General features: G+C 59.7%; 19 protein-coding genes. 5 read left to right on the top strand and 14 right to left on the bottom strand.

Annotated elements, in window-relative coordinates:
* Window positions 1-85 (bottom strand): hypothetical protein (locus BW686_RS27235; protein WP_256898946.1); only part of this gene is annotated, 85 nt, incomplete at its 3' end.
* 165 nt (window positions 86-250) lie between these two features.
* Between BW686_RS27235 and rpiA the strand changes: the two genes are divergently transcribed.
* A complete protein-coding gene (gene rpiA, locus BW686_RS19685) occupies window positions 251-922 on the top strand; it encodes a ribose-5-phosphate isomerase RpiA (protein ID WP_084919171.1) in 672 nt (223 codons plus the stop codon).
* Between the two features lie 43 nt (window positions 923-965).
* Here the strand turns inward: rpiA and BW686_RS19680 are convergent, their stop codons facing one another.
* From BW686_RS19680 to BW686_RS19665, 4 genes are all read right to left on the bottom strand, one after another.
* A complete protein-coding gene (locus tag BW686_RS19680) occupies window positions 966-1,871 on the bottom strand; it encodes an SdiA-regulated domain-containing protein (protein WP_084919170.1) in 906 nt (301 codons plus the stop codon).
* A gap of 110 nt (window positions 1,872-1,981) precedes the next feature.
* The gene (locus BW686_RS19675; protein ID WP_084919169.1) at window positions 1,982-2,914 is read right to left on the bottom strand and encodes an SdiA-regulated domain-containing protein; all 933 of its coding nucleotides are present in this window, start codon (window positions 2,912-2,914) and stop codon (window positions 1,982-1,984) included.
* 153 nt (window positions 2,915-3,067) lie between these two features.
* Window positions 3,068-3,733: a fumarylacetoacetate hydrolase family protein gene (locus tag BW686_RS19670; RefSeq protein ID WP_084919168.1), complete on the bottom strand. Its 666-nt coding sequence runs from the start codon at window positions 3,731-3,733 to the stop codon at window positions 3,068-3,070.
* A gap of 54 nt (window positions 3,734-3,787) precedes the next feature.
* Window positions 3,788-5,182 (bottom strand): FAD-binding oxidoreductase, encoded by a 1,395-nt coding sequence (locus BW686_RS19665; protein WP_084919167.1) that lies wholly within the window; start codon window positions 5,180-5,182, stop codon window positions 3,788-3,790.
* A gap of 158 nt (window positions 5,183-5,340) precedes the next feature.
* Here BW686_RS19665 and serA point away from each other — a divergent pair, with 158 nt between their 5' ends.
* Window positions 5,341-6,570 (top strand): phosphoglycerate dehydrogenase, encoded by a 1,230-nt coding sequence (serA, locus tag BW686_RS19660; RefSeq protein WP_084919166.1) that lies wholly within the window; start codon window positions 5,341-5,343, stop codon window positions 6,568-6,570.
* Between the two features lie 1,106 nt (window positions 6,571-7,676).
* Here serA and BW686_RS19655 read toward each other — a convergent pair.
* Window positions 7,677-8,114: a DUF4399 domain-containing protein gene (locus tag BW686_RS19655; RefSeq protein ID WP_084919165.1), complete on the bottom strand. Its 438-nt coding sequence runs from the start codon at window positions 8,112-8,114 to the stop codon at window positions 7,677-7,679.
* A gap of 140 nt (window positions 8,115-8,254) precedes the next feature.
* Window positions 8,255-8,890, bottom strand: a complete 636-nt coding sequence (locus BW686_RS19650; protein ID WP_179149321.1) for a 2OG-Fe(II) oxygenase — start codon at window positions 8,888-8,890, stop codon at window positions 8,255-8,257.
* A 141-nt stretch (window positions 8,891-9,031) separates the two neighbouring features.
* Here BW686_RS19650 and BW686_RS19645 point away from each other — a divergent pair, with 141 nt between their 5' ends.
* Window positions 9,032-9,790 carry a DUF2059 domain-containing protein gene (locus BW686_RS19645; protein ID WP_084919163.1) on the top strand — a complete coding sequence of 253 codons (759 nt, stop codon included), beginning with the start codon at window positions 9,032-9,034 and terminating at the stop codon, window positions 9,788-9,790.
* A 51-nt stretch (window positions 9,791-9,841) separates the two neighbouring features.
* On the top strand, window positions 9,842-10,033 hold the full coding sequence (locus BW686_RS19640) for a hypothetical protein (RefSeq protein ID WP_084919162.1): 192 nt from the start codon (window positions 9,842-9,844) through the stop codon (window positions 10,031-10,033).
* Here the strand turns inward: BW686_RS19640 and BW686_RS19635 are convergent.
* Window positions 10,030-10,971: an alpha/beta hydrolase gene (locus tag BW686_RS19635; RefSeq protein WP_084919161.1), complete on the bottom strand. Its 942-nt coding sequence runs from the start codon at window positions 10,969-10,971 to the stop codon at window positions 10,030-10,032. The genes BW686_RS19640 and BW686_RS19635 overlap by 4 nt on opposite strands.
* Window positions 10,972-11,250: 279 nt before the next feature.
* Here BW686_RS19635 and BW686_RS19630 point away from each other — a divergent pair, with 279 nt between their 5' ends.
* Window positions 11,251-13,638: a penicillin acylase family protein gene (locus tag BW686_RS19630; RefSeq protein ID WP_084919160.1), complete on the top strand. Its 2,388-nt coding sequence runs from the start codon at window positions 11,251-11,253 to the stop codon at window positions 13,636-13,638.
* 1,289 nt (window positions 13,639-14,927) lie between these two features.
* On the opposite strand, the gene BW686_RS19620 is transcribed toward BW686_RS19630, so the two are convergent.
* From BW686_RS19620 to BW686_RS19595, 6 genes are all read right to left on the bottom strand, one after another.
* On the bottom strand, window positions 14,928-15,809 hold the full coding sequence (locus BW686_RS19620) for an ABC transporter permease subunit (protein ID WP_084919158.1): 882 nt from the start codon (window positions 15,807-15,809) through the stop codon (window positions 14,928-14,930).
* Window positions 15,806-16,726: an ABC transporter permease subunit gene (locus BW686_RS19615; protein WP_005896142.1), complete on the bottom strand. Its 921-nt coding sequence runs from the start codon at window positions 16,724-16,726 to the stop codon at window positions 15,806-15,808. The genes BW686_RS19620 and BW686_RS19615 overlap by 4 nt, the downstream gene beginning before the upstream one ends.
* On the bottom strand, window positions 16,723-17,865 hold the full coding sequence (potA, locus tag BW686_RS19610; RefSeq protein ID WP_084919157.1) for a polyamine ABC transporter ATP-binding protein: 1,143 nt from the start codon (window positions 17,863-17,865) through the stop codon (window positions 16,723-16,725). The genes BW686_RS19615 and potA overlap by 4 nt, the downstream gene beginning before the upstream one ends.
* A 55-nt stretch (window positions 17,866-17,920) precedes the next feature.
* Complete coding sequence (locus BW686_RS19605; RefSeq protein WP_084919156.1) at window positions 17,921-19,015, bottom strand: polyamine ABC transporter substrate-binding protein; 1,095 nt, start codon at window positions 19,013-19,015, stop codon at window positions 17,921-17,923.
* A gap of 172 nt (window positions 19,016-19,187) precedes the next feature.
* Entirely contained in the window at window positions 19,188-20,285 is a 1,098-nt protein-coding gene (locus tag BW686_RS19600) for a polyamine ABC transporter substrate-binding protein (protein WP_084919155.1), read from the bottom strand.
* A gap of 129 nt (window positions 20,286-20,414) precedes the next feature.
* Window positions 20,415-21,782: an aspartate aminotransferase family protein gene (locus tag BW686_RS19595; RefSeq protein ID WP_084919154.1), complete on the bottom strand. Its 1,368-nt coding sequence runs from the start codon at window positions 21,780-21,782 to the stop codon at window positions 20,415-20,417.
* Between the last annotated feature and the right edge of the window lie 60 nt (window positions 21,783-21,842).

The following is a 21,842-nucleotide window of genomic DNA, read 5'->3' as shown; positions in this document are numbered from 1 at the left end:
GCTGACGAGCGCCCTGCAACGGCGTTTCAATGGCAACGTCGTAAACGCGGGAGGTGAGGATCTTCTTGACGTAGTGCTCAAGCATTGGGGCGGCATCACTGACGAAGCGGGCAAGGTCGGGAAGTCTACCCTGCGCACACAAGCACGACCATACGAATGACAGGGCTTTGCGGCGCACTCGCCGCTATAATGCGGGCCTTTTTGCTACCCCTCACTCTCTTTTACCTACATCAGGCACCGTGGAGCCCGCATGACCCAGGATCAACTCAAACAGGCAGTCGCCCAAGCCGCTGTCGATTTCATCCTTCCAAAGCTCGATGACAAGAGCATTGTGGGTGTCGGCACCGGCTCCACGGCCAATTGCTTCATTGATGCACTGGCGAAACACAAGGCAGCCTTCGACGGCGCGGTCGCCAGCTCGGAAGCCACCGCTGCCCGCCTGAAAGGGCATGGCATTCCGGTCTATGAACTGAACACCGTCAGCGACCTGGAGTTCTACGTCGACGGCGCTGATGAAAGCGATGAGCACCTGAACCTGATCAAGGGCGGCGGCGCAGCGCTGACTCGCGAGAAGATCGTTGCGGCGGTGGCCAAGACGTTCATCTGCATTGCCGACGGCAGCAAGCTGGTGCGGGTGCTGGGCGCGTTTCCGTTGCCGGTCGAAGTTGTTCCGATGGCCCGCAGCCATGTGGCAAGGCAACTGGTAAAGCTGGGCGGCGACCCGGTATATCGCGAAGGCGTGTTGACCGACAACGGCAACATCATCATCGACGTGCATAACATGAGCATCACCAACCCGGTGGAGCTGGAAGCCAGCATCAACGCCATCGTCGGCGTGGTCACCAACGGCCTGTTCGCTGCACGTCCGGCTGATCTGCTACTGCTGGGCACCGCTGAAGGCGTGAAAACCCTCACCCGCTGACAAACCCGCTCATGCCCACTGACAGTGGGCATGAGCCTTGGCCTCAAGGCTTGCGGAACACGTAGAACAGGTTCGGCTCGCTCACCAGATACAACGTCCCTTCATCGTCCATCGCCATGCCTTCGGCCTGTGGCACGCCCTTGCTCAGCCCCATCGACCCCTTTGCCAACGAGCCGCTGCCAATAGGGTGACCGCTGGTGTCGAGCTCCAGAATCCGCTTCGACTCATCGGACAGCGCCAGCAAGTGACCACTCGCGTCATCGAATTGCAGGCTGGACAGGTCACGGACGGACAGCTTGCCGTCGCGCTTGCCGTCCGTGATGACCTGAAGATTGCCCGGGGCACCGGCATTGACCCTGGGAAAGCCGCGCACCTCGATGATCTGCACCGGATCGCGCTCGCGAGCGACAAACAGACGCTTGCCACGCGCGTCATAGGCCAGACCTTCGTAGCCCTTGTTGCCGCTGGCCGTCAGCCCCAGCGTCAATTGCTCGGCATCCGCGGCGTTCAGGCTTTTTGTGCTGTCATCGACGTGAATCTGAATCAGCCGTAACTGACGCTCGTCACTGATCACGTAAACGCCTGGGCTGATGTATTCGACCGCTTCGGCATCCCCAAAACCGATCAGCGGAATACGCCGCAACACGCGACCGTCCAGGCTCAGCTCGACCAGTTCGGGGTTCTGATTGGTCACTGTGAACAGGCTTTTGCGGTCAGGGTCGTAGCTCAGGCCCGACACATCATCTTCAAGCCCGACGATGACCTGCCCTTCTGTCACAGCTCGGTATTGATCAAGGCCGATGGCCTGGAGCGAGTCGGACTGCCAGAACACCTGCCAGTCGAACAGTACGCGCTCGACATAGCGGTACCGTTCATTGGCGAGCATGAACAGCCCTGCCAGCGGGACAAGGGCGAGGACCAGGAGTAAAGAGCGGGTAGAGCGGCGCATTGAGGTGACTCGGGCAGGTTAAGCGGGCGGCATTGATACCACGCCATTCTGAAAGCAAACTGAATGGCGTGGCGCTATTTGATGACCAGTGATGTGGCTGCCGTCCTGGCTCAGTGCTTGCGGAAAGAATAGAACAGGTTCGGCTCGCTCACCATGTACAGCGTCCCGGCCTCGTCCAGCGCGACCCCTTCAGCACGGGGGATCGTGTCTTTCAGGCCGTTCATGCCGCCCAACAGGGTCATGAAACTCACCTGTTCGCCCTGCTCGTCCACTTCCAGCAACAAATGCGAATCTGCCGAAAGCGCCAACATATGGCCGGTGCGCGGGTCGATGCTCAGCGAGGACAGGTTGCGCATGTCCAGCGAACGGCTGGGAAGCTTTTGCTTGTCGCCTTGCAGCACATCGCTGCCGTTGCTTTTCCAGGTGTACAGCGCAGGGGGGCGTTCTTCACCCAATATCAACTGTTGACGAAGCGGGTCCCAGGCAATGCCTTCGAAACCCTTGTTCTGGTTATCCGATTTGCCCAACTCGTACTGAGGAAAATCCGCGATGTTCAGGGTGGCGGTATCTGCCGTCACCTTGACGACAGTCAGCTTGTGCTGACGCTCATCGGTGATGGCAATAAGGCCATCGTTCATGACCGCCACGCCTTCAGGGTTGCTCCAGCCCACCAAGGGGATCTTGCGCAATACGTCGCCCTTGAGCGTCAACTCGACCAGAAACGCGTTCTTGCCCATGACCGCAAACAGCGTTTTGCTGACCGGGTTATACGACAGGTCCGATGCCTCGTCCTTTTCCATGCCCGGCAACGCTTTGGCGTCGATGTCCACGTGATAGTCCGGCAGCCAGATACTGGCGTGGCGGCCAGCCTTGGTCTCGAACCGCTCCTGAAACCAGAGCAGCGCGCGGTCGTCCCAATGCATCGCAAACGCCAGGCCATAGCCCATCAGGACAACCACCAACAGCCATGAATACCAGCGCATGTTTCGTATGAAGGCGAGGCGTTTTTTGGCGCGAGGCGGCTTTGAGGCAGGAATGGCCATTCAAGTGTTCCTGAGCAAGTGAGACTTCGTGACGACGTGGATGCCCGCGCAGGGCCGGCGGGATTATCCAGAGCAGGTGTGAAAAAAACGCAAAACCGGCCACCCGAGAAGGCTCTCGCGTGGCTTGCGGTATTGCCTGATGCGCGTCTGCGATCAGCGAACAACGCTCTCGAAAGGCGTCTGACCGGTCAGCTCCAGGACGATTTCGTCGCCTGCTTCGAACGGACCTACACCGGCAGGCGTACCGGTCATGATGAGATCACCGGCCTGCAACGAGAAGCTGGCTGCCATGTGCTGGATCATCGGCACAATCGGGTTGAGCATCAGGCTGCTGTTGCCGTCCTGAACCACTTTGCCGTTGATGGTCAGGCGAATGCCGATGTCGGTCAGGTCAGGAAAGGTGCCCGCCGGAACGAACGGAGGAATCACTGCTGCACCGTCGAAACACTTGGCCAGCTCCCACGGCAGGCCTTTTTCGCGCAAACGCGACTGGACGTCACGCAGCGTCAGGTCCAGCCCTGGCGCGAAGCCGCTGATTGCATCGAGCACTTCTTCGCGAGAAGGGTTCTTGCTCAGGGGCTTGCCGATCAACACCACGATCTCGGCTTCGTAATGCACCGAACCACGGTCTGCCGGGATGGTAAAACCGCCCTCAAGCGCAACCACTGCACTGCCGGGCTTCATGAACAGCAGCGGCTCGGTAGGCACCGGGTTACCCAGCTCTTTGGCATGCTCGGCATAGTTGCGACCGATGCAGACCACTTTGCCCAGCGGGAAGTGGATGCTCGTTCCATCGACATATTTGTGCTGGTAGCTCATGACGTCTCCTGAGTCTGATAAGTGTGGCGTGGCTGTATAAGGTACGACAGGAACTCAAACCGCGAATATCTTTCCCGGGTTCATGATGCCGTTGGGGTCAAAGACCGCCTTCAACGCCTTCATGTATTCGATTTCTACTGGCGAACGACTGTACGTCAAGTAGTCACGCTTGGTCATCCCGACGCCGTGTTCCGCAGAGATAGAGCCGTTGTACTTCTCTACCGTCTCGAACACCCATTTGTTGACCCGCGCGCATTTGACGAAGAACTCGTCCTTGTCCAGGTTCTCGGGCTTGAGAATGTTCAGGTGCAGGTTGCCGTCACCGATATGGCCGTACCACAGCACTTCGAAGTCCGGGTAATACTCGGCAACGATAGCGTCGATCTCAGCCAGAAACTCCGGCACTTTCGAGACAGTGACCGAGATGTCGTTTTTATAGGGCGTAAAGTGCGAGATGGTCTCGGAGATGTATTCGCGCAGCTTCCACAGGTTGCGCAGCTGCTGTTCGCTCTGGCTCATCACGCCGTCAAGTACCCAGCCCTGCTCGACGCAGTGCTCAAAGGTCGCCAAAGCCTGATCGGCAAGGTCCTCGGTGGTCGCTTCGAATTCCAGCAAGACGTAAAACGGACACGGCGTGTCGAAAGGCGACGGCACATCGCCGCGTGCCATGACCCGGGCGAACGACTTGTCGGAGAAGAATTCGAAGGCGGTCAGGTCGAGTTTTCCGTGAAAGGCATGCAGCACCGGCATGATCGAATTGAAGTCGGTGGTGCCCAGCACCATCGCGGTGAGATTCTTCGGCGCACGGTCCAGACGCATGGTGGCCTCGACCACGAAACCCAGCGTGCCCTCGGCGCCGATGAACAACTGCCGCAAGTCATAACCGGTGGCGTTCTTGATCAGGTCCTTGTTCAGCTCAAGCAGGTCGCCCTTGCCGGTCACCACCTTGAGGCCCGCGACCCAGTTGCGGGTCATGCCGTAGCGAATGACCTTGATCCCGCCGGCATTGGTGCCGATGTTGCCACCGATCTGGCTGGAGCCCGAGGACGCGAAGTCCACGGGGTAATAAAGGCCGTTGTCTTCGGCCAGCGCCTGCAACTGGCGAGTGATCACACCGGGCTGGCACACCGCCGTGCGGTCAGTCAGGTTCAGGTCCAGCACCTGGTTCATGTAATCGAACGACACCACCACTTCGCCATTGGCCGCCACCGCCGCCGCAGAAAGCCCGGTGCGCCCGCCAGACGGCACCAGCGCCACCAGACGCTGATTGGCCCAGCGCACGATAGCCTGAACCTGTTCAGTGGTCTTTGGAAACACGATGGCCATTGGCGCAGGTGTGAATTGCTTGGTCCAGTCCTTGCCGTAGGTTTCCAGAGAACCGCTGTCCGTCAGCACTTTGCCGGGGTCGACCAGGGTCTTAAGCTCATCAATCAACGCGGGATCGGTCATCGACTCAACTCTCGAACAATTCATGGGCATCCTGAGAACGGTTCACGTTCTGGAATGGGGTTTCGCGGGGCTCGTATGCTAGCATATGCCCCCCGTGAATCGTGCCCAGCGCCGATCCGGCCCCCCTGCCATTTTCTCCGGGACACAGGTTTACGCAGATGAGCAAGACTTCCCTCGACAAGAGCAAGATCAAGTTCCTTCTTCTCGAAGGCGTTCATCAATCCGCTGTCGATGTCCTCAAGGCAGCCGGCTATACCAGCATCGAGTACCACACCAAGTCTCTGCCGGAAGCCGAACTGAAGGAAAAGATCGCCGACGCTCATTTCATCGGCATCCGCTCCCGCACCCAGTTGACCGAAGAGCTGTTCGATTGCGCCAAGAAGCTGGTTGCTGTCGGCTGCTTCTGCATCGGCACCAATCAGGTTGATCTGAACGCAGCGCGCGAGCGCGGTATCGCGGTGTTCAACGCGCCCTACTCCAACACCCGTTCGGTCGCCGAGCTGGTGCTGGCCGAGGCGATCCTGCTGCTGCGCGGTATCCCCGAGAAGAACGCTTCCTGCCACCGTGGCGGCTGGATCAAGAGCGCTGCCAATTCTTTCGAGATCCGTGGCAAAAAGCTGGGCATCATCGGCTACGGCTCGATCGGTACTCAATTGTCGGTTCTGGCTGAAGGCCTGGGCATGCAGGTGTACTTCTACGACACGCTGACCAAGCTGCCGCTGGGCAACGCCACTCAGGTTTCCAGCCTGACCGAGCTGCTGGGCATGTCCGACATCGTGACCCTGCACGTGCCGGAAACCATTGAAACCCAGTGGATGATCGGCGAAAAAGAAATCCGTGCGATGAAAAAGGGCAGCATCCTGATCAACGCCGCACGCGGCACGGTCGTCGAACTGGACGCCCTGGCCGACGCGATCAAGGACAAGCACCTGATCGGCGCCGCCATCGACGTGTTCCCGGTCGAGCCACGTTCGAACGACGACATTTTCGAAAGCCCGCTGCGTGGCCTGGACAACGTGATCCTGACCCCGCATATCGGCGGTTCGACGGCTGAAGCACAAGCCAACATCGGTCTGGAAGTCGCGGAAAAACTGGTCAAGTACAGCGACAACGGTACGTCGGTGTCCTCGGTCAACTTCCCGGAAGTGGCCTTGCCGGCTCACCCTGGCAAGCACCGTCTGCTGCACATCCACGAAAACATCCCGGGCGTGCTCAGCGAGATCAACAAGGTCTTCGCCGAAAACGGCATCAACATCTCCGGTCAGTTCCTACAGACCAACGAGAAGGTCGGCTACGTGGTCATCGACGTCGACGCCGAATACTCCGACCTCGCCCAAGCCAAGCTGCAACAGATCAAAGGCACCATCCGCAGCCGCGTGTTGTTCTGATCAGAGTGTTCTGATCAGCGCCATATCCACGCTGCGCCAAACCTCCTGTGGGAGTGAGCTTGCTCACAAAGGCGGCGGTTCGAGCACCCTGTTTTCGAGGGGCTGTACTGGGCTAATTCGCGAGCAAGCTCGCTCCCACAAGGATCGCCTCCAGACCAGCGCTCTGCGTCACCCATCATCAATTGCAGGGTGCGCTGGCCCGGCGGCAGGTTGAGTTCGGTTTCGGCCTGGCCGCTGTGTGGGAGTGAGCTTGCTCACGAAGGCAGCGGTTCCAGCACCCTGTTTTCGAGGGGCTGTACTGGCCTAATTCGCGAGCAAGCTCGCTCCCACAAGGATCGCCTCCAGACCAGTGCTGAGCGTCACTCATCATCAATTGCAGTATGTGCTGGCCTGGGTTCGGTTTCGGTCTGGCCGCTGCGCCAAGCCTCCTGTGGGAGTGAGCTTGCTCACGAAGGCGGCGGTTCAAGCACTCTGTTTTCGGGTGCTGTTCTGGCCTATTCGCGAGCAAGCTCGCTCCCACAAGGATCGCCTCCAGACCAGCGTTGAGCGTTAGCCATCATCAATTGCAGAGTGTGCTGGCCTGGGTTCGGTTTCGGTCTGGCCGCTGCGCCAAGCCTCCTGTGGGAGTGAGCTTGCTCACGAAGGCGGCGGTTCCAGCACTCTGTTTTCGGGTGCTGTTCTGGCCTATTCGCGAGCAAGCTCACTCCCACAAGGATCTCTTCCAGACCAGCGCTGAGCGTCACTCATCATCAATTGCAGTATGTGCTGGCCTGGGTTCGGTTTCGGTCTGGCCGCTGCGCCAAGCCTCCTGTGGGAGTGAGCTTGCTCACGAAGGCGGCGGTTCAAGCACCCTGTTTTAGAGGGGCTGTACTGGCCTATTCGCGAGCAAGCTCGCTCCCACAAGGATCGCCTCCAGACCAGCGCTGAGCGTCACTCATCATCAATTGCAGTAGGTGCTGGCCTGGGTTCGGTTTCGGTCTGGCCGCTGCGCCAAGCATCCTGTGGGAGTGAGCTTGCTCACGAAGGCGGCGGTTCGAGCACCCTGTTTTCAGGGGCTGTACTGGCCGATTCGCGAGCAAGCTCCCACAAGGATCTCATCCAGACGCCTATTTCACATTGATCGTGATCTTCTTCGATTCGACCGGTGGGTTCAGTGGCATGTGGCCTTTGTCACCCATCATCAACTGCAGGGTGTGCTGGCCTGGCGGCAGGTTGAGTTCGGTTTCGGTCTGGCCTTTGCCAAAGTGGCGGACGTTGTCGCTGACCGGCAACGGTGCATCCATCGCAGGCTGGTTTTTGACGTCGATCAGCAAGTGATGGTGACCGGTGTCAGGAACGTCCACTCCCGCTGGCGCGACGCCCATGCCTTTCAGGCCGAACTGCACAGTGAACGGCGAGGTCACGGTTTCGCCGTCCTTGGGCGAGATGATGTACACCTCGGCGCCTTCGGGCGATGCGGTGCGCGGGATGTCTGCGGCGCTGGCCAGCATGGACGCGCTCAGCAACAGGCCCGCCACTGTCGTTCCAGAAAATAAGGATTTCATGATTGCTCCAGGTCCAGATTCAATTGACGTAAGTCCGACCCTGCACCAGGCCTCCCGGTTCAGGAGCATTCACGATAGCCCGCAACCGGGTTCAATGGCTGGCAGCGTTCATGAAACAGTTTTCATGGAAACTGCTGAGGTCAGGAGAACAGTTCGTTACCGCGACGCCGGAACCAGCCGGTCAACGAGAGACGGTCACGGCTGGCGGGCATGACTTCGTGGGGGATGTCGCCGGACATGAATACCACCAGACACCCGCCCGTAGGCTGAACGTCGTACGCCACATTGTCCTTGAGGTACATGCGCAACTGTCCGCCATGCTCGGGCAGCCAGGCGTTATTGAGATAGAGCACCGCTGACACCATGCGCCGGTCATCGTCGCGAAAGCGGTCCACATGCCGAAGGTACCGCGCGCCCGGCGGATACAGCGCAAAGTGGCTTTCATAATCTTCCAGACCCAGAAACAGCCCGCGATTGAGCGCCTGGCGCAAGCTGTCCATCAACTCCAGATAACTGTCGCAGCACTGCACCTGACCGGCTTCGAGCCACTGAATGCGATCACCGCGAATTCCCTCGCGTATTTCCAGTGCAGGCCCTTTGCCAACACCGGCAGGCTCAAGCTCGCCTTCAGCAGCGCGCTTGCGGCACTCTTGCTCCAGCTCAAGGGTCAGAGCTTCGGGCAGGAAAATGTTCTGCTGCGACCAGCCATTGGCAACCAGGTCGTCGACGATTCGCAGCAGCAATGGGTGGTCAGAGGGTATGCGCATGGCGTGCATAGTATCCATAAGCCCTGAAATCCGACAGTGGTGCATATGCGCAGCGTCACGGGCATGAGATTTCATTCGCCAAGGGCAGTCATAACTCGACAAATCCACGCGAACACCCGGAGAATAGCGGCCTGCCGACAGGAGTCCCCAATGCGTCGTTTGTTTGTTTTGCTGTTGATGTTCTGCACCGTACCTGCCTGGGCAGACAACTACGATCAGCTGTACAAGGCCGCTGGCTGGCCGGATCAGCGCGCGCATTTCAACGATGCCCTCAAGGCCGCTCAACAGCGCTACAGCAACAACCTGCCGCCTGCGGTTTATCAAGCGCTGGTGAATAACAGCAATCAGCGCTTCGACCCTCAGGCAATGGACCAGCGCGCCGCAAAACGTCTACGCGAAAGCCTCAAGGACCCGACCCCTGCACTGCAATTCTTTCAGTCTCCGCTGGGTCGCAAGATCGTCAACGCCGAGCTGACCGCAACCCGCGCCGATCAACTGGCCAAACACGCGCAGGGGCTGCCGCACATTGAAGCGGATGCAACACGCCAGTTGCTGATCGGCCACCTTGCCCAGGCGCTGCCCGCCAAACAGGCCGGTGCCGAAGTCAGCCTGGCCATTGCAGGCGTCGCCGCCGACAGCCTGAGCCAGATGATTCCCGGACTCTTGGGCGGCGGACAGGCGCAAGGCATGCTCGAAGGCCAGCGCGAACGTTTGATGGCACAGATCAGTGCCGACCTGAACAACACGCTGCTGTACGTCTATCGAGACCTGTCGGACCCTGAGCTGGAGGAATTCTCGACCTTCGCCGAATCACCGGAAGGCAAGGCCTACTATCAAGCCGCACTGGCCGCAATTCGTGCGGGGCTGGCAGTCGGGCAAAGCGCATCGAGCCTGAATCCCGGGCAGTAAACACCGCTCAGGCGTTGACGCGCCTGAGGTCAAAGGAATGGACGCACTCGAATGAAAGACGCTCTCGCTTTACTCGCCACCGCCGTCGTCATGGCCTTTTTCGCCTCTTTGTTCTGGCGTTCGCTGGGGCAAGACGCCTTTGCCGTCCTCGGGACGTTGATGCTCGTTGTGCTGGCCGTTGACAACTTTCGCCTGCGCCGACAAGTGAAAGCGCTTCAAACCGGCAAGACCGGGAGCGCCTAGCGCAACCGCGTGGACACAAAATCCAGATACCTCTCCCGCATCTCCGGCGTTTCATTGGCCAGGTGATGCCGAGCCTGGCTGAGCATGAGGATTTGCGGCTGACTGAATTTATCTTTCAGGACCGTCAGGTTATGTGACCAATCGACCGTCATGTCGGACTCCCCCTGAATGATGATCGGACTGCGACGGCTGCGGGGCGCTCGCTCGATACGCGTGATCCACTTCGCCAGCGCGCCGACCCAGGCGGTCGGCAGGCGATTCGGCTGCAAGGGGTCTGCGAGCAGAAAGGGCAGGAATGCCGGGGCATTGGAGTTTTCAGTGAAGCGCCGGGCGATGCCGGTCACGAACGGTCTGAGCGCGTGATAACTCAGGCGCGACCAGCCCCATGCCCGCGGCCGCACCAGCGGAGCCAGCAGGATCACCTCGCCCTGCGCCGGTGTCTGTGCGTCTTGGTGAAGCAAGTGATCGATCACAATCGCGCCGCCCATGCTTTGCCCGCACAAATGCCAGGGGTGCGGCAGCCCGAGCCCTTCGGCCTCAAGCAGCAGGCGCTGCAACACGGCCTGATACTCGGCAAAATCACCGATGCTGGCACGACTGCCGCTGGACAGCCCATGCCCGGGCAGGTCACAGGAGATCACTGCAAACCCGTGGGCCAGCGCCCACTCGACCACATGCCGGTACAGCCCCATGTGGTCATAGAAACCGTGAAACAGGAACACTGTCGCAACCGGGCTTTCAGGCAGCCACACCTGCCCGACAATCTCGTACCCGTCGACGTCGAGGCGGCCGAGCCAGCTGCGCACCACATTCTCACCACCGAGACCGCCAAGACCGTAGAAGCGCTGATACGCCTGGCCATCCAGCGAAAGCGGGTCAACGGCGTTCAGCGGCAGCAGGCTGGCTCTCAGGTTGTCAGGGTCGAACGTGACGGACATGTATTTTCCAGACTCCGGCGAGGGGCTCGTAAAGTTGTGTAACGATATTCTTCTGTATGCTTCGGCATGGCAAGCTGCGCAGCTGTGATCGCCCACCTCTGGCACGAGGCCAGCCTATCGCCAAGGCCGGCATGATAGCGAACACTATCTTAATGCCTGCACTGCGCTCGATCACGGTAGGCTTTCGTGTTGTGCGCGGCCCGGCTGCATGCCGGCCTGCTGCCATGTTGCACAACCATAGCCGTCACCCCTGCCTCACGCCACTCACAGAGAACCCGGATGAAACGCAGCCTCGTCATTCTTGCCATCATCATTGCCATTCTCGCTGGCGGCGCTGGCTGGTACGTACACAGTAAACAGCCGCTTCGCGATGGCGAAATCGCCATGAGCCGTCTCGAGGCCCCTGTCACCCTGCGTTACGACGAGCGCGGCGTGCCGCACATTAGCGCCGAAAACGAAGCGGACCTGTACCGCGCGCTGGGTTACGCCCATGCGCAGGACCGGCTGTTCCAGATGGAAATGCTGCGCCGTCTGGCACGTGGCGAGCTGGCTGAAATCCTGGGACCGAATCTGGTCGAGACCGACAAGCTGTTTCGCAGCCTGCGCATTCGTGAACACGCCGATGCCTATGTCGCTCGTCAGGACAAAAACACGCCCACCTGGAAGGCGCTGGAAGCCTATATCGATGGCATCAATCAGTATCAGGACACCCACGCAAAACCGATGGAGTTCGATGTGCTGGGCATCCCGAGAAGGCCTTTCACGACTCAGGACACGATGAGCATCGGTGGCTACCTGGCTTACAGTTTTGCGGCGGCGTTCAGGACCGAGCCGCTGATGACGTATGTGCGCGACCAACTCGGCCCGCAGTACCTGAACGTGTTTGATCTGGACTGGCATTCGGACGGCGTGCTGAACGCCAAGCCCGCTCTTGCCGACAGCGACTGGAAAAGCCTGAACGAGCTGGCTCAGGTGAGTCACAAGGCGCTTGAAGACGCAGGCCTGCCGCAATTCGAGGGCAGCAATGCCTGGGCGATTTCCGGCAGCCGTACGCAAAGCGGCAAGCCGATACTGGCGGGCGATCCTCACATCCGCTTTTCGGTGCCTTCCATATGGTACGAAGCGCAGTTGTCAGCGCCGGGCTTTGAGTTGTACGGGCACTTCCCTGCGCTCAATCCGTTCGCGTTCCTTGGGCACAACATGGACTTTGGCTGGAGCCTGACCATGTTCCAGAATGACGACGTGGACCTGATTGCCGAGAAGATCAACCCTGACAACCCCAATCAGGTCTGGTATCACGGGCAATGGGTGGACATGACCCGCACCGAACAGCAGATTGCGGTCAAAGGCGAGGCGCCCGTTAGCCTGACCCTGCTTGAATCGCCGCACGGCCCCATCGTCAATAACGTGATGGGCAAGAACGCTGGCCATACGCCGATTGCCATGTGGTGGTCGTTCCTGGTGTCCGCTAACCCGGTGATGGATGGCTTCTACGAGGCCAACCGTGCCGACACGCTGGAGAAGATGCGCAGCGCCGCCGAGAAGATCCAGTCGCCGGGCCTCAACATCGTATGGGCCAACGCCAAGGGCGACATCGGCTGGTGGGCCGCGGCACAACTGCCGATCCGTCCGGAAGGCGTCAATCCGGCGTTCATTCTGGATGGCAGCACTGCGCAGGCCGACAAACTCGGCTTCTACCCGTTCAGCGCCAACCCGCAGGAAGAAAACCCCGCGCGCGGCTACATTATTTCGGCCAATTTCCAGCCACTGTCGCCGACCGGAATGCAGATTCCCGGTTATTACAACCCGCCTGAGCGCGGACAGGAACTGAACCGGCAGCTGAGCGATTCCAGCATCAAGTGGGACCTGACGAGCAGCAAGGCGCTGCAACTGGGCACGCAGACCGATTACGCACCGAGCATTCTCAAACCGTTGATTCCCGTGTTGCGCAGCGTGGTCAGCGACCCGGACGAGCTCGCGCTGGTGGAACGCCTGGCCAGCTGGAAAGGTGATTACCCGGTCGATTCGGTCGGTGCCACGCTGTTCAATCAGTTTCTGTTCGATTTGACTGAAGAGACTTTCCACGACGAGCTGGGCGATGCGCTGTTTGACACCCTGTTGTCGACCCGCGCGCTGGATTCCGCCCTGCCGCGACTGGCTGCCGATGCCAATTCGCCTTGGTGGAACAACCGCAATTCGCCTCACGAAGAAAGCCGCGCCAATACCGTCAAGGTGGCCTGGCGGGCCAGCGTTTCACACTTGAAGTCGCTGTACGGTAACAACCCGGATGAATGGGTCTGGGGCAAGGCCCATACGCTGACGCAAAGTCATCCTCTGGGTTCGCAGCCGCCGCTGGACAAAATCTTCAACGTGGGTCCGTATGCCGCGCCAGGCACCCACGAGGTGCCGAACAACCTCTCATCGAGCATCCGCCCTGCCCCGTGGCCCGTCGGCTATGGCCCCTCGACCCGCCGCCTGATCGACTTCGCCGACCCGGCCCACAGCCTGGGCATCAACCCGGTGGGACAAAGCGGCGTGCCGTTCGACAAGCACTACTCGGATCAGGCCAAGGCGTTCGTCAATGGCGAGTACGTGCCGCAGCGCTTCAGCGAGAAAGACGTGGTCGAACATACGGAAGGAGTGTTGCGGTTGGTGCCGGGGGTGTAGCGACACTTTCTGCGCCGAGCCCGGAATGGAGCTGAAATTCGTGGGAGCGAACCTGCTCGCGAAGAGGCTGGTACAGCCCCCAAAAATAGGGCGTTTGGACCAACGTCTTCGCGAACAAGTTCGCTCCCACGCCCTCCGGGCAGAATCAAGAGCGGACTTGCGCATCGCGCACGATCAGGTCGGTTGGTGCCGGGGGTGTAGCAACACTCTCTGCGCCGAGCCCGGAATGGAGCTGAAATTCGTGGGAGCGAACTTGTTCGCGAAGAGGCGGGTACAGCCCCCAAAAATAGGGCGTTTGGACCAACGTCTTCGCGAACAAGTTCGCTCCCACGCCCTCCGGGCAGAATCAAGAGCGGACTTGCGCATCGCGCACGATCAGGTCGGTTGGTGCCGGGGGTGTAGCAACACTCTCTGCGCCGAGCCCGGAATGGAGCTGAAATTCGTGGGAGCGAACTTGTTCGCGAAGAGGCTGGTACAGCACCCACAAATAAGGCGTTTGGACCAACGTCTTCGCGAACAAGTTCGCTCCCACGCCCTCCGGGCAGAATCAAGAGCGGACTAGCGTATCGTGCGCGATCAGGTCGGTTGGTGCCGAGGGCCTAGAAACACTCTCTGCGCCGAGCCCGGAATGGGGCTGAAAGTCGTGGGAGCGAGCTTGCTCGCGAAGAGGCTGGTACAGCCCCCAAAAATAGGGCGTTTGGACCAACGTCTTCGCGAACAAGTTCGCTCCCACGCCCTCCGGGCAGAATCAAGAGCAGACTAGCGTATCGTGCGCGATCAGGTCGGTTGGTGCCGGGGGCGTAGCGACACTCTTTGCGCCGAACCACGGAATGGAGCTGAAATTCGTGGGAGCGAGCTTGCTCGCGAAGAGGCTGGTACAGCCCCCACAAATAAGGCGTTTGGACCAATGTCTTCGCGAACAAGTTCGCTCCCACGCCCTCCGGGCAGAATCAAGAGCGGACTTGCGTATCGCGCACGATCAGGTCGGTTGGTGCCGGGGGTGTAGAAACACTCTCTGCGCCAAGCCCGGAGAAAGTCGTGGGAGCGAGCTTGCTCGCGAAGAGGCGGGTACAGCCCCCAGAAATAGGGCGTTTGAACCAATGTCTTCGCGAACAAGTTCGCTCCCACGCCCTCCGGGCAGAATCAAGAGCGGACTTGCGTATCGCGCACGATCAGGTCGGTTGGTGCCGGGGGTGTAGAAACACTCTCTGCGCCGAGCCCGGAATGGAGCTGAAGTTCGCTCCCACGCCCTCCGGGCAGAATCTTGCGTATCGCGCACGATCAGGTCTTCAGGCAGCCGGAGCGCGCCTCGGATCAGGCTGCTTCCAGGCGTCTGCGGCGCTTTCCTCGATAGCCTGCTGAATCGCCCGTTTGCGGTTGTTTTCAGCGCGTCGGGTGAAGAACCAGACCAGGAAGGTCGCCAGTGAAACCGCCAGCAGGATCAGGCTCGCGACGGCGTTGATTTCAGGTTTCACGCCCAGTCGCACGGCGGAGAATACTTCCATCGGCAGGGTCGTCGAGCCAGGCCCGGAAACGAAGCTGGCGAGTACCAGATCGTCCAGCGACAAGGCAAACGACATCATGCCCCCGGCTGCCAGCGACGGCGCGATCATCGGGATGGTGATCAGGAAAAACACCTTCCACGGACGCGCCCCCAGATCCATCGCTGCTTCTTCGATCGACAGGTCCAGCTCACGCAGCCGCGCCGACACCACCACCGCCACGTAGGCCGCGCAGAACGTCGTGTGGGCGATCCAGATGGTCATGATGCCGCGCTCCTGCGGCCAGCCGATCAACTGCGCCATCGCCACGAACAGCAGCAACAGCGACAGGCCGGTGATCACTTCCGGCATCACCAGCGGCGCCGTGACCAGCCCGCCGAAGAACGTCCGGCCCTTGAAGCGGCTGATACGGGTCAATACAAACGCCGCCATCGTCCCCAGCGCCACCGCGGCAACGGCGGTGTAGCAGGCGATTTCCAGCGAGCGCATCACCGAGCCCATCAGTTGCGAGTTGTCCAGCAGGCCGACGTACCACTTCACCGACCAGCCGCCCCAGACCGTCACCAGTTGCGAGGCGTTGAAGGAGTAGATGACCAGAATCACCATCGGGGCGTAGATGAACAGCAGGCCGAAGATCAGCATCAGGTTCGAGAATCGAAAGCGGTTCATGCCTTGCCCTCCAGCTCTTTGGCCTGACTGCGGTTGAACAGGATAATGGGCACGATGAGCACCAGCAGCATGATAACCGCCAGCGCCGAAGCCACGGGCCAGTCGCGGTTGTTGAAGAATTCCTGCCACAGCACACGGCCGATCATCAGGGTTTCCGGGCCACCCAGCAGCTCGGGAATCACGAACTCGCCGACCACCGGGATGAACACCAGCATGCAACCGGCGATCACCCCGTTCTTGGACAACGGCACGGTGATTTTCCAGAAGCTGTTGAAGGTGCTGGAACCCAGGTCGGACGCAGCTTCCAGCAGGCTGGTGTCGTGCTTCACGAGGTTGGCGTAGAGCGGCAGGATCATGAACGGCAGGTAGGAATAGACCACGCCGATGTACACCGCCAGATTGGTGTTGAGGATTTGCAACGGCGAATCGATCAGGCCCAGCCACATCAGGAAGGCATTGAGCAGGCCGTTGTTGCTGAGGATACCCATCCAGGCATAGACGCGGATCAGGATCGCGGTCCAGGTCGGCATCATGATCAGCAGCAACAGCACGGTTTGCAGGTCTTTACGGGCACTGGCGATGGCATAGGCCATCGGATAGCCGATCAGCAGGCAAAGCAAGGTGCTGATGAATGCCATTTTCAGCGACCCGAGGTACGCCGAGACGTACAGGTCATCGCCACTGAGCAAGGTGTAGTTGGCGAAATTGAGCACCATCTGCAGCTTTTCGTCGGCGTAGCTGAAGATCTCGGTGTACGGCGGGATCGCGACATCGGCTTCGGCGAAGCTGATCTTGAGCACGATCAGGAACGGCAAGGCAAAGAACAGGAACAGCCAGAGGAACGGCACGCCGATGACCATCTGCCGCCCGTTGGGCTTGATGCGCTCGAACGCGCGCTTGATCTTGCGGATCTTCATGAGCGCAGCACCACGCCACTGTCGTCTTCCCACCAGACGTAGACTTCATCGCCCCAGGTAGGTCGCGCGCCCTGACGCTCGGCGTTGGCCACGAACGACTGCACCAGTTGGCCGCCCGGCAGTTCGACGTAGAACACCGAGTGACCGCCCAGATACGCGATGTCGTGGACCTTGCCGCGTGACCAGTTGTACTCGAAGCCAGGCTGCTCGGTGGTGATCAGCAGTTTTTCCGGGCGCAGCGCGTAGGTGATGTGTTTGTCTTCAACCGACGTACTGACGCCGTGGCCGACGTAGATATTGCGCTCCAGCTCCGGGCTTCGGATCAGCGCGTGGCCTTCCATGTCCTCGATCACTTCGCCTTCGAACAGGTTGACGCTGCCAATGAACTCGCAGACCAGACGGCTGGTCGGGGTTTCATAGATGTCGATCGGGCTGCCGATCTGCGCAATCCAGCCCAGGTGCATGATCGCGATGCGCTCGGCCATGGTCATGGCCTCTTCCTGATCGTGAGTCACCATCACGCAGGTCACGCCAACGCGCTCGATAATCTCCACCAGTTCCAGCTGCATTTGTGAGCGCAGCTTCTTGTCCAGCGCGCCCATCGGCTCGTCGAGCAGCAACAGCTTGGGTTTCTTGGCCAGCGAACGGGCCAGCGCGACGCGCTGACGCTGACCGCCGGAAAGCTGATGCGGCTTGCGCTTGGCGTATTGGGTCATCTGCACCAGCTTGAGCATCTCGGCCACACGGGCTTCGATTTCCGACTTGGCGAGTTTGTCCTGCTTCAGACCGAAGGCAATGTTGTCCGCCACGGTCATGTGCGGGAACAGCGCGTAGGACTGGAACATCATGTTGATCGGGCGTTCGTACGGCGGCATGTCGGTGATATCGACACCGTCGAGGTAGATGCGCCCCTCGGTCGGACGTTCGAAACCGGCCAGCATGCGCAGCAGTGTCGACTTACCGGAACCCGAGCCGCCGAGCAGGGCGAAGATCTCACCCTTGTTGATCTGCAGGGACACGTCGTCCACGGCAATCGTCTCGTCAAACTTCTTGGTGACCCGGTCGATCTTGACCAGCACCTCTTTGGGTTGCTGACCGCCTTCAATGGCTTTCTTGTAGGCGCCGGAGGCAACTGCCATGGGTGAAACTCCCAACTGGTAGGCAACCCGGCCAAAACGGCCGGGTGCTGAATATTTATTTGCCCGACTTGACCTTGGTCCAGCTGCGGGTCATGAGGCGTTGCACTTTGGGTGGCAACTCACTGTTCACGAACAGGCGGTCCAGCACTTCTTGAGGTGGATAGACCGCTTCGTCGGTACGAATGCTCTGCTCCATGAACTCCCCGGCGGCGGGATTGGGGTTGGCATAGCCGACTTCATCGCTGACCTTGGCGATTACTTTGGGGTCGAGCATGTAGTTGATGAACGCGCTCGCCGCCTTGACGTTCGTCGAGTCAGCCGGGATCGCCAGCATGTCGAACCACAGGTTGCCGCCCTCTTTCGGAATGCTGTAGGCCAGCTTCACGCCCTTGCCTGCTTCCTCGGCACGGGACTTGGCCTGAAACACGTCCCCCGAAAAGCCGGCCGCAACACAGATGTCGCCATTGGCCAGGTCGGTGATGTATTTGGAGGAATGGAAATAGGTCACGTAAGGACGAATCGCCATCAGCTTGGCTTCGGCCTTTTTGTAATCGGCTTCCTTGGTGCTGTTGGGGTCCAGCCCGAGGTAGTTGAGCATGGCCGGCAGCATTTCATCGGCGGAATCAAGAAACGCTACGCCGCAACTGGAGAGTTTCTTGATGTTTTCAGGCTCGAACAGCACCGCCCAGGAGTCGATCTTGTCGACACCGAGCACCGCTTTGACCTTGTCGACGTTGTAGCCGATGCCGTTGGTGCCCCACAGGTACGGCACGGCGTACTGGTTGCCCGGATCATTCTTCTCCAGACGCTTGAGCAGCGCCGGGTCGAGGTTCTTGTAGTTGGGCAGCAACGACTTGTCGAGCTTCTGGAACGCGCCCGCCTTGATCTGCTTGCCGAGGAAGTGATTGGACGGCACCACCACGTCGTAACCGGTGCGCCCGGCCAGCAACTTGGCTTCCAGGGTTTCATTTGAGTCGAACACGTCGTACATCGGCTTGATGCCGGTAGCCGCTTCGAAGTCCGCCAGCGTGGTCTTGCCGATGTAATCGGACCAGTTATAAATATGCACGGTGGATTCAGCCTGAGCACTGACCGTCAGTGTCAGCCCGGCAGCCACCAGCAAGGCTTTGGACAAAATAGAAATAGACAAAGAATGAGTCCTTATAACAGAGGGGCCTGAGCGCCGGAGCGCGTCCGGAAAACCAGAACCGGCGCGCAACTTACCTTCTATGCGTCCAACCAGCAAAGATTCAGGCAATATTCCTGTCTGCTGGACGCTGCGCGGTCGAGGCTACGCAGCATCCACAGGTTTGATGACAGGCTTATTTACCTGACTTTATCTTGGTCCAGCTGCGGGTCATGATCCGTTGGGTAGCCGCCGGCAGGTCCGCGATTGCGTACAGTTTGGCCTGTACGTCAGCAGGCGGGTAAACGCCCGGATCACTGGTGATCTCTTTGTCGACCAACGGTGTGGCCGCCGCGTTACCGTTCGGGAAGCGCACTGCGTTGGTGATTTCAGCCATGATTTCCGGCTTCATCAGGAAGGTCATAAACTTGTAGGCGCCTTCGACGTTTTCGGCATCCTTGGGGATGGCGACCATGTCGTAGAAGCTGCCGGCCCCTTCTTTCGGAATGTTGTAAGCGACTTTGACCTTGCCACCGGCTTCAGCAGCACGCGACTTGGCCTGGTAGATGTCACCCGAGTAGCCGACCGCTACGCAAATGTTGCCGTTGGCCAGGTCCGAGATGTACTTGGACGAGTGGAAATAGCCAATCGACGGACGAATCTTCATGAACAGCGCTTCGGCTTCGGCGAGCTGCTTCTTGTCCTGAGAGTCGGTCGGGTAGCCGAGGTAATGCAGCGCAATCGGCAGCATCTCGGTGGGCGAATCGAGGAAGCTGATGCCGCACGACTTCAGCTTGGCAGCGTTTTCCGGCTTGAACAGCAGGTCCCACGAATTGACCGGCGCATCAGCACCCAGCGCGGCCTTGACCTTGTCCGGGTTGATGCCGATACCGATTGAACCCCACATGTACGGGAATGCGTGCTTGTTGTCCGGGTCGCTGACCGACACGGCCTTGAGCAGCGATTCGTTGAGGTTTTTCCAGTTCGGCAGCTTGGACTTGTCCAGTTCCTGATAAACGCCCGCCTTGATCTGCTTGGCCAGGAAGTTGTTGGACGGCACGACGATGTCATAGCCGGACTTGCCGGCGAGCAATTTGGCTTCCAGCGTCTCGTTGCTGTCGAAAACGTCGTAGACCACCTTGATGCCCGATTCTTTCTCGAACTTGGCCACGGTGTCCGGCGCGATGTAATCGGACCAGTTGTAGACGTGCAGCACTTTGTCATCGGCCTGCGCAGCAGTGGCCACAACGCCCATCAGGGACAGCGCGAGAAGGGTCTTGCCAAATGTTTTCATGCGTAGCTCCAATGTATTTTTATCACTGACCGTCGGTTAGCGGCTTGTAGCCATTAGTCTGGCAAGTTCCAGGGCAGGCTTTCAAGCTGCCCCTTGTTAAACAACGCACATCCCGCGCTTTTTACAGATTCAGCCCTGCAAGGCAGCCAGCGTCAGATCCAGGCATTTGCGAGCCTTCTCTACCAGCTCATCGATTTCCGCAAAACTGATCACCAGCGGCGGCGCGATGATCATGGTGTCGCCCACGGCCCGCATGATCAGGCCATTCTCGAAGCAGAAGGTTCGACAGATCATTCCCGCGCCCTTGTCGGTGTAACGCTCGCGCGTGGTCTTGTCCTTCACCAGTTCGATAGCACCCAACAGACCGACGCCACGGACCTCGCCCACCAGCGGATGATCGCTCAGCTCACGCAAACGCTTTTGCAAATACGGTGCCGTTTCCGACTTGACCCGTTCGACGATCTTTTCTTCGCGCAGGATACGGATGTTCTCCAGTGCGACCGCTGCTGCCACCGGATGCCCCGAATAGGTGAACCCATGATTGAAATCGCCTCCCTCGTTGAGCACCGCCACGACTTCGTCGCGCACGATCAGGCCGCCCATCGGCACGTAGCCGGAGGTCAACCCTTTGGCGATGGTCATCATGTCGGGCTTGAGGCCGTAAAAATCGCTACCGAACCACTCACTGGTGCGCCCGAAGCCACAGATCACCTCATCAGCGGCGAACAGAATGTCGTAGCGGAAGAGGATCTCCTTGATTTTCGGCCAGTAAGAATCAGGCGGGACAATAACGCCGCCCGCGCCCTGAATCGGCTCGGCAATGAATGCACCGACGTTCTCGACGCCCAGTTCGAGGATTTTCTGCTCCAGTTGCTCGGCGGCCCAGACACCGAACGCGTCCGGCGTCATGTCGCCGCCGTCACCGAACCAATAGGGCTGCGGGATGTGGACGATCCCCGGAATCGGCAGGTCGCCCTGCTCGTGCATGTAGGTCATGCCGCCCAGGCTCGCACCGGCAACCGTTGAGCCGTGATAGCCATTGACGCGACTGATGACGGTTTTTTTGTTCGGCTGGCCTTTCAGCGCCCAGTAATGACGAACCATACGCAGCATGGTGTCATTGCCTTCGGAGCCTGAACCGGTGAAGAACACGTGGTTCATGCCCTGCGGGGAGATCTCGGAAATGACTTTGGCCAGCTCCAGCACCGGTGGGTGAGCGGTCTGAAAGAACAGGTTGTAATACGGCAGCTCGCGCATCTGTTTGCTGGCCGCATCGGCCAGTTCTTCGCGGCCATAACCGATGGCCACGCACCACAGACCGGACATGCCATCGAGGATCTTGTGGCCCTCGCTGTCCCACAGGTAAACGCCCTCGGCGCGGGTAATGATGCGCGGGCCGTTTTCCTTGAGTTGTTTGTAGTCGCTGAACGGTGCCAGGTGATGCTTGCTGCTCAGGGCCTGCCACTCGAGGGTTTGCGGGGTTTTGTCGGCACTCATGCAGCAGCTCCTTTTAGTCAGGTCGGTGGTCAGGACGACACGCGTTCAACCGCGCGCCGC

This window comes from Pseudomonas syringae (assembly GCF_002157375.1).
Classification (GTDB): domain Bacteria; phylum Pseudomonadota; class Gammaproteobacteria; order Pseudomonadales; family Pseudomonadaceae; genus Aquipseudomonas; species Aquipseudomonas syringae_T.
Note: the sequence above shows the minus strand (reverse complement) of the source record. Positions and strands in the feature narration are given on the sequence as shown.

Coding starts and splice junctions, on each gene's coding strand:
- BW686_RS19665 (WP_084919167.1), bottom strand. CDS start 5,182: ATGACCGATCCCGCGTTGATTGATGAGCTTAAGACCCTGGTCGACCCC.
- BW686_RS19680 (WP_084919170.1), bottom strand. CDS start 1,871: ATGCGCCGCTCTACCCGCTCTTTACTCCTGGTCCTCGCCCTTGTCCCG.
- potA (WP_084919157.1), bottom strand. CDS start 17,865: ATGGCAGTTGCCTCCGGCGCCTACAAGAAAGCCATTGAAGGCGGTCAG.
- BW686_RS19655 (WP_084919165.1), bottom strand. CDS start 8,114: ATGAAATCCTTATTTTCTGGAACGACAGTGGCGGGCCTGTTGCTGAGC.
- BW686_RS19615 (WP_005896142.1), bottom strand. CDS start 16,726: ATGAAGATCCGCAAGATCAAGCGCGCGTTCGAGCGCATCAAGCCCAAC.
- BW686_RS19630 (WP_084919160.1), top strand. CDS start 11,251: ATGAAACGCAGCCTCGTCATTCTTGCCATCATCATTGCCATTCTCGCT.
- BW686_RS19635 (WP_084919161.1), bottom strand. CDS start 10,971: ATGTCCGTCACGTTCGACCCTGACAACCTGAGAGCCAGCCTGCTGCCG.
- BW686_RS19600 (WP_084919155.1), bottom strand. CDS start 20,285: ATGAAAACATTTGGCAAGACCCTTCTCGCGCTGTCCCTGATGGGCGTT.
- BW686_RS19650 (WP_179149321.1), bottom strand. CDS start 8,890: ATGCACGCCATGCGCATACCCTCTGACCACCCATTGCTGCTGCGAATC.
- BW686_RS19670 (WP_084919168.1), bottom strand. CDS start 3,733: ATGAGCTACCAGCACAAATATGTCGATGGAACGAGCATCCACTTCCCG.
- BW686_RS19645 (WP_084919163.1), top strand. CDS start 9,032: ATGCGTCGTTTGTTTGTTTTGCTGTTGATGTTCTGCACCGTACCTGCC.
- BW686_RS19675 (WP_084919169.1), bottom strand. CDS start 2,914: ATGGCCATTCCTGCCTCAAAGCCGCCTCGCGCCAAAAAACGCCTCGCC.
- BW686_RS19620 (WP_084919158.1), bottom strand. CDS start 15,809: ATGAACCGCTTTCGATTCTCGAACCTGATGCTGATCTTCGGCCTGCTG.
- rpiA (WP_084919171.1), top strand. CDS start 251: ATGACCCAGGATCAACTCAAACAGGCAGTCGCCCAAGCCGCTGTCGAT.
- serA (WP_084919166.1), top strand. CDS start 5,341: ATGAGCAAGACTTCCCTCGACAAGAGCAAGATCAAGTTCCTTCTTCTC.
- BW686_RS19640 (WP_084919162.1), top strand. CDS start 9,842: ATGAAAGACGCTCTCGCTTTACTCGCCACCGCCGTCGTCATGGCCTTT.
- BW686_RS19595 (WP_084919154.1), bottom strand. CDS start 21,782: ATGAGTGCCGACAAAACCCCGCAAACCCTCGAGTGGCAGGCCCTGAGC.